The organism is Sphingomonas bacterium (assembly GCF_903644055.1).
Taxonomy (GTDB): Bacteria; Pseudomonadota; Alphaproteobacteria; order Sphingomonadales; family Sphingomonadaceae; genus Sphingomonas_I.
Genome location: NZ_CAHJXD010000015.1, coordinates 1 through 7,644, shown reverse-complemented (window position 1 = coordinate 7,644; position 7,644 = coordinate 1). Strand labels below are relative to the sequence as shown.

Here is a 7,644-nt window from a genome sequence, read left to right as displayed (position 1 = left end):
GCCCCAGCCGTCGCCGCCGGCGCACCGGCCAATCGAGCCAGCGCCCGCAGGCGAGCGCCGCCCATGCGACCGCCGGCGGCGTCAGCAGGCCCGCTATCAGCCCGATCGCCCGCAGCGCGATCAAGCCATCGCCGAAGACCAGCGTCCAAGCCCGTACCAGCGCGTAATAAAAGGGCGGGTGCGTTTCGTAGCGCGGCACGACGTGCCAGAGGAAGGCGAACCCCTTGCTCGCGGCGAAAGCGCTATAGGCTTCGTCCAGCCACAGCGGATCGCCGGCGATGTTCCAGCCGCGCGCGGCGATGCCGGCGATCGCCAGCGCCACCGCTGCCCCGAGGATAGCACGCCCTTCCCGCATGCCACTCGCTTATGCGCGATCGGCTTACTAAGGAATGCTCAGCCCCGATACGCCGGATAATCGGTATAGCCGGCCGCATCCCGCGTGTAGAAGGTCGCGGGGTCGGGCGCGTTGAGCGGCAGATGCTCCCTTATGCGGCGTGGTAGGTCCGGGTTGGCGAGGAACGGGCGGCCGAACGCGATCGCGTCGGCCTCGCCCGATGCCAGAGCCGCCGCGCCGTCGTCGCCATGATAATCGGAGTTGAGCACCAGCGGTTTCGAGAAGTTGGCCCGGATTACCGGATGGACCGGGGCGGCATCGGGCCCGCCGAACGTGCCTTGCGGACGCGGCTCGCGCAGTTCGAGCCAGCCGATGCCGATCTCGTCGAGCAGCCTGGCGGCCGCTGCGAACAGGCTGTGCGGATCGCTGTCGGTGACCCCCTGGACCACGCCGTTGGGCGACAGGCGCACGCCGACCCGATCGGCGCCGATCGTTTCCGCCAGCCGGCTCGTGACCTCCCCCAGCAGACGGATACGATTCTCGATCGCGCCGCCATAGGCATCGGTACGGAAATTGGCGTTGTCGCGCAGGAACTGGTCGATCAAATAGCCATTGGCGGCATGGAGCTGGATGCCATCGAACCCCGCCTCCAGCGCATTGCCGGCGGCGCGGGCATAATCATCCAACAGGCCCGGAATTTCGCCCAGCGCGAGCGGGCGCGCCTCGCTATAGGGCTTGCTGCCGTCATAGGTATGGGCATGGTCCGGCGCGGTGGTGGCGGACGCGGAGACGGGTGCTTCGCCGCCGAGAAAGTCGGGATGCACCAGCCTCCCCATATGCCAGAGCTGCGCGACGATCCGTCCGCCTGCCGCGTGGACCGCTTCGGTCACCGGCTTCCACGCCGCGACCTGCTCGGGCGACCACAGCCCCGGCGCATAGGGCCATCCCAGCCCTTGCCGGCTGATCCCCGTCGCCTCGCTGATGATCAGCCCGGCGGTGGCGCGCTGCGCATAATAGTCCGCCATGATCGGCGTCGGAACGTGCGCGCGCGTGCCGCGCCCCCGCGTCAAAGGCGCCATCAGCATGCGGTTGGGCGCGTGGATCGCGCCGAGCGTGATCGGATCGTCGAGCGTGGGCATCGTGGCGTCCTTCAAGATTTGCCGCCGATATAGGGGCGCCGGCCGCCATCGACAGGCATCCGAAGGCAAAGATTGCCTTCCCCGGTGGACAGGCTGGCTTGGCCGCGACAGGAAGACGCGATGTCCAGAGCCACAGCAGCGCCGCCCAAGCTTGCCGCAACCATATTGCTGCTGCGCGACGATCCGTTCGAGGTGCTGATGATCCGGCGGCGCGCGGGGGAAAGTTTCGGCTCGGCGCTGGTGTTTCCCGGCGGTGTCGTCGATGCCGAAGACCATCAGGAACACTGGCTCGATCGCATCGCGACCGGCCATGACCTGCCGCCAATCCAGCGCGCGCTGCGGATCGCCGGGCTGCGCGAGGTCTATGAGGAGGTGGGGCTGATCGCGGCGGGGGACGGCGGACAAGCCGGCCGGCCGGCCGCTGCGGACTTTGGGGAGGCGCTGGGCGGCGTGCGTCTCGATCTGGAGGCGCTGGCGCCGTTCGGCCACTGGATCACGCCGGAGGGCGCACCGCGCCGTTTCGACACATATTTCTTCCTGTGCCTGTCACCGCCAGGCCCGGAGGCCTGTTGCGACGGCAGCGAGGCGATCGCGCTCGAATGGGCGGCGCCGGCGGATCTGCTCGCGCGCGCCGATGCCGGCGAACGCGCGCTGTTGTTCCCGACGCGGATGAATCTGGCGCGGCTCGCGGAAAGCCGCTCGGTCGCCGAGGCGCTGGCGGCGGCACGCGCGCGGCCGATCGTAACCGTCCTCCCGCAGATCGAACGCCGCCCGGACGGGATCGTCGGTCGCGTGCCGGGGGACGCGGGCTATCCGCTGACCGAAATTTTCATGCCGTATTGAGGCTGCGCGACTCTCAGGCCAGCTCCACCGCGACCGCCGTCGCCTCGCCGCCGCCGATGCACAAGGCCGCGACGCCCTTCTTCAATCCGCGCTTCTTGAGCGCCGCGACCAAGGTGGCGATGATGCGCGCGCCCGAAGCGCCGATCGGATGGCCGAGCGCGGTGGCGCCGCCATTGACGTTCATCTTGTCGTGAGGGATGCCGAGCTCCTGCATCGCGATCATGGTCACGACGGCGAATGCCTCGTTGACCTCGAACAGATCGACATCGCCGACGCTCCAGCCGGCCTTCTCCAGCAGCTTCCGGATCGCCGGCACCGGCGCGGTGGTGAACAGGCCGGGCTCGTGCGCGTGCGCGGCGGTGGCAACCACGCGCGCTTCGATCGGCATTCCCAGCGCCTTGGCGACGCTCTCGCGCGTCATCACCAAGGCCGCCGCGCCGTCCGAGATCGACGAGGCGTTCGCGGCGGTGATCGTGCCGTCTTTCTTGAAGACGGGACGCAGGCCGGGAATCTTGTCGGGCTGGGCCGCGCCGGGTTGCTCATCCTCGGTGACCTGCGTCTCGCCCTTACGCGTCTTGACCGTCACGGGCACGACTTCGTCGCTGAAGCCGCCGCCGGTGATCGCGCTGTTGGCGCGCGTCAGGCTCTCGATCGCGAATTTGTCCTGTGCCTCGCGCGTGACCTGATACATTTCCACCGCATCCTCGGCGAAGGCGCCCATCGGCTTGCCCGGCGTGTAGGCATCCTCGAGGCCATCGAGCATCATCGAATCATAGATGGTGTCGTGCCCCATGCGCGCGCCGGCGCGGTGCTTCTGCATCAGGAAGGGTGCGTTGGTCATGCTCTCCATGCCGCCCGCGATGATCACGTCGGCGCTGCCGGCGGCGAGCGCCTCGGCCGCCATGATCGCCGCCTGCATGCCCGATCCGCACATCTTGTTGACCGTCGTCGCCTCCACCGAGGTGGGCAGCCCCGCCTTCAACGCGGCTTGACGCGCCGGCGCCTGGCCGAGTCCCGCGGGCAGCACGCACCCCATGTAGATACGATCGATCTCATCGGGCGAAATCCGGGCGCGCTCGACCGCCGCCTTGACCGCCGTGGCACCGAGTTCGGTGGCGCTGACGCCGGATAGCGCGCCCTGGAATCCGCCCATCGGCGTGCGTGCGTAGGAGGAGATAACGATCGGATCACTGGTGGTCATGGGAGCTCCGTCACGCGGATGGTCTATACTGTTGAGCAAATGGATGGTTCGTGGCTAAAGATCAATGTCGATGTCCACCCAGTCCATATCCCCGTTCCGCACGAATCAGCAGCGCGAAGCGGAACGCGTCGCCAAGCGCGAAGCCGTGCTGAGCGCGGCGGTCGATCTGTTCAACGAGCATGGTTTTTCGGGCACTTCGCTGGACGATGTCGCGGCGCGGCTGGGCGTCACCAAGCCCGTCATCTATCATTATCTCGGCACCAAGGAGCAGGTCCTCCTCGAATGCCTCGGCCGGGGGCTCGCCGCGCTCGAGGAGGCCGCGCACGAAGCGCAGGCCGATCATCGCCGTGGTGCCGATCGGCTTCGCGCCTTCCTGATCCGCTATGCGGAGATCAACATGGCGCCGTTCGGGCGATCGGTGGTGCTCACCGCCGATCATGAGCTTTCGGCCGAGGCGCTCACGCAGTTCCGCGCGATGAAGCGGCGGGTGGATGATGCACTGCGCCGCCTGATCGTCGCGGGCGCGGACGACGGCAGCCTGCGCATCGAGGATCCCGCGCTCGCGGCGGCGGCGCTGGCGGGCGCGATCAACTGGATTCCACGCTGGCAGGATCCCGATGGATCGCTGCCGCCGCGAGAAGTCGCCGCCCGCCTCGTCTCCGTCCTGATGGATGGTATGCTGAGGCGCGCCTGATGTTACTTACCGGGCGCGCGTATAGGGAATGAAGTCGCCGAGGACGCAGCTTCCCACGGGGATGCGGCTGCCGCTGTCGTAGACGCGTACCATATCGCCGCGGCAGGCCTGCCCACGGGATTCGATGACGAGTATGTCCGACTGGCGAAACCTGCCGCAGGAATCGTTGAGGCGATTGAGCCATCGCTGCCGGCCGAAGCCGTAGAGAATGCCGACGCCTTCGATCTTGCTGCTGTCGGTCGATCGGGTGAAGGGCAGGCAGCTCGTCGGCTTGCCCGCGACGAGCCCTTTGGTGAGCTTGGCAAGCTGCGCCTCGCCGGCCTCGATATCGCGATCCCGACGCGCGGTGTCGGCGCCCATTGCCGGGGCCGCGAGGGCTGACAGGGCAAGCAGAACGCACAGCGGTTTCACTTCATACTCCTTCGGCCTGCCAACGCGCGGCGACGCCGCTGTGTCCACGTCATGCCGCATCCTTGGCCGCACGCCGCCGGCCGAGCTCTTCGGCGCCGCCGGCGCGCATGAACGGATTGGTGGCAAGCTCCAGTGCGATCGTCGTCGGCACGGTCGCCTCGCCCCGCGCGCGCGCCGCTTCGACAAGCGTCAGCCGCTCCGCGATCGCCGGATTGTCGGGCTCGGCGGTCATCGCGAAGCGGGCGTTGGACAAAGTATATTCGTGCGCGCAATAGACCATGGTCCGGGGCGGCAGCGCGGCAAGCCGCTCCATGTTGCGCCACATCTGCGCCGGCGTGCCCTCGAACAGCCGCCCGCAGCCCATCGCGAACAATGTGTCGCCGACGAAGGCGATGCCCGCGTCCGGCAGATGATAAAAGATATGCCCCGCCGTGTGGGCCGGGACGGCGATCACCTCGGCGACATGGGCGCCGATCCCGACCGTGTCGCCCTCGATCAGCAGGCGATCCAGCGTCGGAATCTTGTCCGCCTCCGCGCGGGGGCCGGAGATCGTGCACCCGGTCGCGGCCTTGATCGCCGCATTCCCGCCGACATGATCGGGATGCCAGTGCGTGTTCCAGATCTGCCCGATCCGCCAGCCGCGCCGCGCCGCCTCGGCCAGCACCGGCGGCGCCTCGGCGGGATCGACCACCACCGTCTCGCCGCTCTCCTCGTCGTGCGCCATCCAGATATAATTGTCCTGGAGCGCGGGAATGCGGACGACCTCGATCGCCATCACCATTCGCCCATGTTGGGCATCGAGGCCCAGGGCTCGGCGGGCGCGAGCTGGCCATTCTGGAGCAGCTCGATCGAGATATCGTCGGGGCTGCGGACGAAGGCCATATGCCCGTCGCGCGGCGGGCGGTTGATCGTCACGCCCGCCTCCATCAGCCGCCGGCAGGTCGCGTAGATGTCGTCGACGCGGTAGGCGAGATGGCCGAAGTTGCGCCCGCCGCCATAGCCTTGCTCGTCCCAATTGTGCGTCAGCTCCACCTGCGCGCCCTCGTCGCCCGGCGCGGCGAGGAAGATCAATGTGTAGCGGCCCTTATCGTTCTCCATCCGCCTGATCTCCTCTAGCCCGAGCAGATTGAAGAAGCGGATCGTCGCCTCGGGATCGGAGACGCGGATCATCGTGTGGAGATATTTGGTCATGCCTGCCAGATAGGCGTCCGGCGGGGCCGTCTCAACCGTCGCCGGGCAGCGGCGGATCGGCCTTGGCCTCATCCTCGCCCAAGCCGTGCTTGGTCAGCATCGGAACGTTGGCGATGGCGAACAGCACGGTCGCGGGCAGCGAGCCCCAGAGCTTGTAGCCGATCCAGAAGCCGGTGGTGGAATTGCGCCATACCGCTTCGTTGGCGATGCCGAGCAGCACGAAGAAGATCGCCCAGTTGCGCGTCAGCAACGTCCAGCCGCGCGCGGTAAGCCCGGGATAGGCCTGGCCGAGCACGATTTGCAGCGTCGGCTTCTCCGCCCATAGGCCGTAGAACAGGATCGCCGCGACGGTGAAATAATAAACGGTCGGCTTGATCTTGATGAAGGTCTCGCTGTGCAGCCATAAAGTTAGGCCGCCGAACACCAGCACCATGATGCCGGAGACGATCAGCATCGCCGAAACCTGGCCGTGGCGCAGCTTGGCGTAGAGGATCGCCGCGGCGGTCGCGATCATGAAGGCCAGCGTGCCCGCCATCACCTTGGCGATCGGCGGCCCCGGCCAGGCCAGGTTGGTGGCGAAGAAGATCACCAGCGGGCCGAGGTCGAGCGCCAGCTTGAGGAAGGGGTTGCCGGCCGGGGCGGGGGGGGCGCCGGTCATCGTCGCCGCTCCACCGCGATCCGCTCGACCCCGGCGATCGCGCGCGCGACCTCGCGCGGATCGAAGGGGCGGAGGTCGTCCACCGCCTCGCCTACCCCGATCGCATGGATCGGCAGCCCGAACCGCTCCGCCGCCGCGACCAGCACGCCGCCGCGCGCGGTGCCGTCGAGCTTGGTCATGACGAGCCCGGTGACGCCCGCCTCCTTGCCGAAGATGTCGATCTGGTTGAGCGCGTTCTGCCCGGTCGTCGCATCGAGGACCAGCACCACGTCATGCGGTGCCGCGGGATTGAGGCGCCCTAGCACGCGGCGGATCTTGGACAATTCGTCCATCAGCCCCGCCTTGTTCTGGAGGCGGCCGGCGGTATCGACGATCAGCACGTCGGTGCCGCGCGCGGTGCCCTGCTTGACGCCCTCGAACACCAGCCCGGCGGCATCCGCGCCTTCCGCCCCCGCGATGATCGGCACGCCGATCCGCTCGGCCCACACCCTGAGCTGGCCGATCGCCGCGGCGCGGAACGTGTCCCCCGCGACGAGCATCACCTCATAATCCTGCTCCTTGAGCAGATGGGCGAGCTTGGCGATCGTCGTCGTCTTGCCCGATCCGTTGACGCCGATGACGAGGATCACCTGCGGGCGGGGAAAGGCCTCGATCTCCAGCGGCCTGGCGACGGGCGAAAGGATCGCGGCGACCTCTTCGGCGACGATCTCGCGCAGCCGCGTCTCGGTAAGCCCCAGCGCGAAGCGCTCGCCCTCCAGCCGCGCGCGGATGCGCGCCGCGGTCGCCGGGCCGAGATCGGATGCGATCAGCGCTTCCTCGATCGCCTCCAGTGTCTCGGCATCGAGCGCCGCCTTGCCGAACAGGCCCGCGAGATTCTCGCCTAGCTTGTCGGAGGTGCGGCGAAAGCCGCCGCTCAGCCGCTCGGTCCAGGGCGTGCTCATGCGGGCTCGCCCACAAGCGCGTCGCCTTCGACGCCGACGATCCGAACGCCGATCGCCTTTTCCGCTCCCAGGCTCCGGCCTTCGCCGGGGCGACGGAGCAGCACCTTGGCGAAATCCTCGGCATGGCCGCTCCTGCCGTCGCGCTCGATCAACACGCGCTGCACCGTGCCGATATGCGCCTCCAGCCACGTCCGCTGCCGCCGCGCCGCCGCCTCGCGCAGCGCCGCCGCGC

Annotated in this window: 9 protein-coding genes and 2 pseudogenes; 2 read left to right on the top strand and 9 right to left on the bottom strand. The window is 68.4% G+C overall.

Features of this window, described 5'->3' with window-relative positions:
- Positions 1–355, bottom strand: a pseudogene (locus HUU94_RS00595) (hypothetical protein); the annotation flags it as partial.
- 38 nt (positions 356–393) lie between these two features.
- A complete protein-coding gene (locus HUU94_RS00590) occupies positions 394–1,473 on the bottom strand; it encodes an alkene reductase (RefSeq protein ID WP_174273196.1) in 1,080 nt (359 codons plus the stop codon).
- A 120-nt stretch (positions 1,474–1,593) separates the two neighbouring features.
- Here HUU94_RS00590 and HUU94_RS00585 point away from each other — a divergent pair, with 120 nt between their 5' ends.
- Entirely contained in the window at positions 1,594–2,316 is a 723-nt protein-coding gene (locus tag HUU94_RS00585; RefSeq protein ID WP_174273195.1) for an NUDIX hydrolase, read from the top strand.
- A gap of 13 nt (positions 2,317–2,329) precedes the next feature.
- On the opposite strand, the gene HUU94_RS00580 is transcribed toward HUU94_RS00585, so the two are convergent.
- Positions 2,330–3,517 carry an acetyl-CoA C-acyltransferase gene (locus tag HUU94_RS00580; protein ID WP_174273194.1) on the bottom strand — a complete coding sequence of 396 codons (1,188 nt, stop codon included), beginning with the start codon at positions 3,515–3,517 and terminating at the stop codon, positions 2,330–2,332.
- Between the two features lie 70 nt (positions 3,518–3,587).
- Here HUU94_RS00580 and HUU94_RS00575 point away from each other — a divergent pair, with 70 nt between their 5' ends.
- The gene (locus HUU94_RS00575) at positions 3,588–4,211 is read left to right on the top strand and encodes a TetR/AcrR family transcriptional regulator (RefSeq protein WP_174273193.1); all 624 of its coding nucleotides are present in this window, start codon (positions 3,588–3,590) and stop codon (positions 4,209–4,211) included.
- 6 nt (positions 4,212–4,217) lie between these two features.
- On the opposite strand, the gene HUU94_RS00570 is transcribed toward HUU94_RS00575, so the two are convergent.
- The 6 genes and pseudogenes from HUU94_RS00570 to HUU94_RS00545 form a co-directional block, all read right to left on the bottom strand.
- Positions 4,218–4,622, bottom strand: coding sequence for a hypothetical protein (locus HUU94_RS00570; RefSeq protein ID WP_174273192.1), 405 nt, complete (start codon positions 4,620–4,622; stop codon positions 4,218–4,220).
- A gap of 49 nt (positions 4,623–4,671) precedes the next feature.
- On the bottom strand, positions 4,672–5,403 hold the full coding sequence (gene gloB / locus HUU94_RS00565; RefSeq protein ID WP_217429528.1) for a hydroxyacylglutathione hydrolase: 732 nt from the start codon (positions 5,401–5,403) through the stop codon (positions 4,672–4,674).
- On the bottom strand, positions 5,397–5,813 hold the full coding sequence (locus HUU94_RS00560; protein ID WP_174273190.1) for a VOC family protein: 417 nt from the start codon (positions 5,811–5,813) through the stop codon (positions 5,397–5,399). The genes gloB and HUU94_RS00560 overlap by 7 nt, the downstream gene beginning before the upstream one ends.
- Positions 5,814–5,844: 31 nt before the next feature.
- Complete coding sequence (locus HUU94_RS00555) at positions 5,845–6,471, bottom strand: septation protein A (protein ID WP_174273189.1); 627 nt, start codon at positions 6,469–6,471, stop codon at positions 5,845–5,847.
- On the bottom strand, positions 6,468–7,412 hold the full coding sequence (gene ftsY, locus HUU94_RS00550) for a signal recognition particle-docking protein FtsY (RefSeq protein ID WP_174273188.1): 945 nt from the start codon (positions 7,410–7,412) through the stop codon (positions 6,468–6,470). Before ftsY ends, HUU94_RS00555 begins: the two co-directional genes overlap by 4 nt.
- Positions 7,409–7,644 (bottom strand): annotated as a pseudogene (locus tag HUU94_RS00545) (tRNA (N(6)-L-threonylcarbamoyladenosine(37)-C(2))-methylthiotransferase MtaB); the annotation flags it as partial. The gene ftsY and the pseudogene HUU94_RS00545, both read right to left, overlap by 4 nt.

Bases quoted from the DNA above. Each gene is read 5' to 3' on its own strand.
- HUU94_RS00590 (WP_174273196.1), bottom strand. From the start codon at position 1,473: ATGCCCACGCTCGACGATCCGATCACGCTCGGCGCGATCCACGCGCCC.
- HUU94_RS00585 (WP_174273195.1), top strand. From the start codon at position 1,594: ATGTCCAGAGCCACAGCAGCGCCGCCCAAGCTTGCCGCAACCATATTG.
- HUU94_RS00580 (WP_174273194.1), bottom strand. From the start codon at position 3,517: ATGACCACCAGTGATCCGATCGTTATCTCCTCCTACGCACGCACGCCG.
- HUU94_RS00575 (WP_174273193.1), top strand. From the start codon at position 3,588: ATGTCCACCCAGTCCATATCCCCGTTCCGCACGAATCAGCAGCGCGAA.
- gloB (WP_217429528.1), bottom strand. From the start codon at position 5,403: ATGGTGATGGCGATCGAGGTCGTCCGCATTCCCGCGCTCCAGGACAAT.
- HUU94_RS00560 (WP_174273190.1), bottom strand. From the start codon at position 5,813: ATGACCAAATATCTCCACACGATGATCCGCGTCTCCGATCCCGAGGCG.
- HUU94_RS00555 (WP_174273189.1), bottom strand. From the start codon at position 6,471: ATGACCGGCGCCCCCCCCGCCCCGGCCGGCAACCCCTTCCTCAAGCTG.
- ftsY (WP_174273188.1), bottom strand. From the start codon at position 7,412: ATGAGCACGCCCTGGACCGAGCGGCTGAGCGGCGGCTTTCGCCGCACC.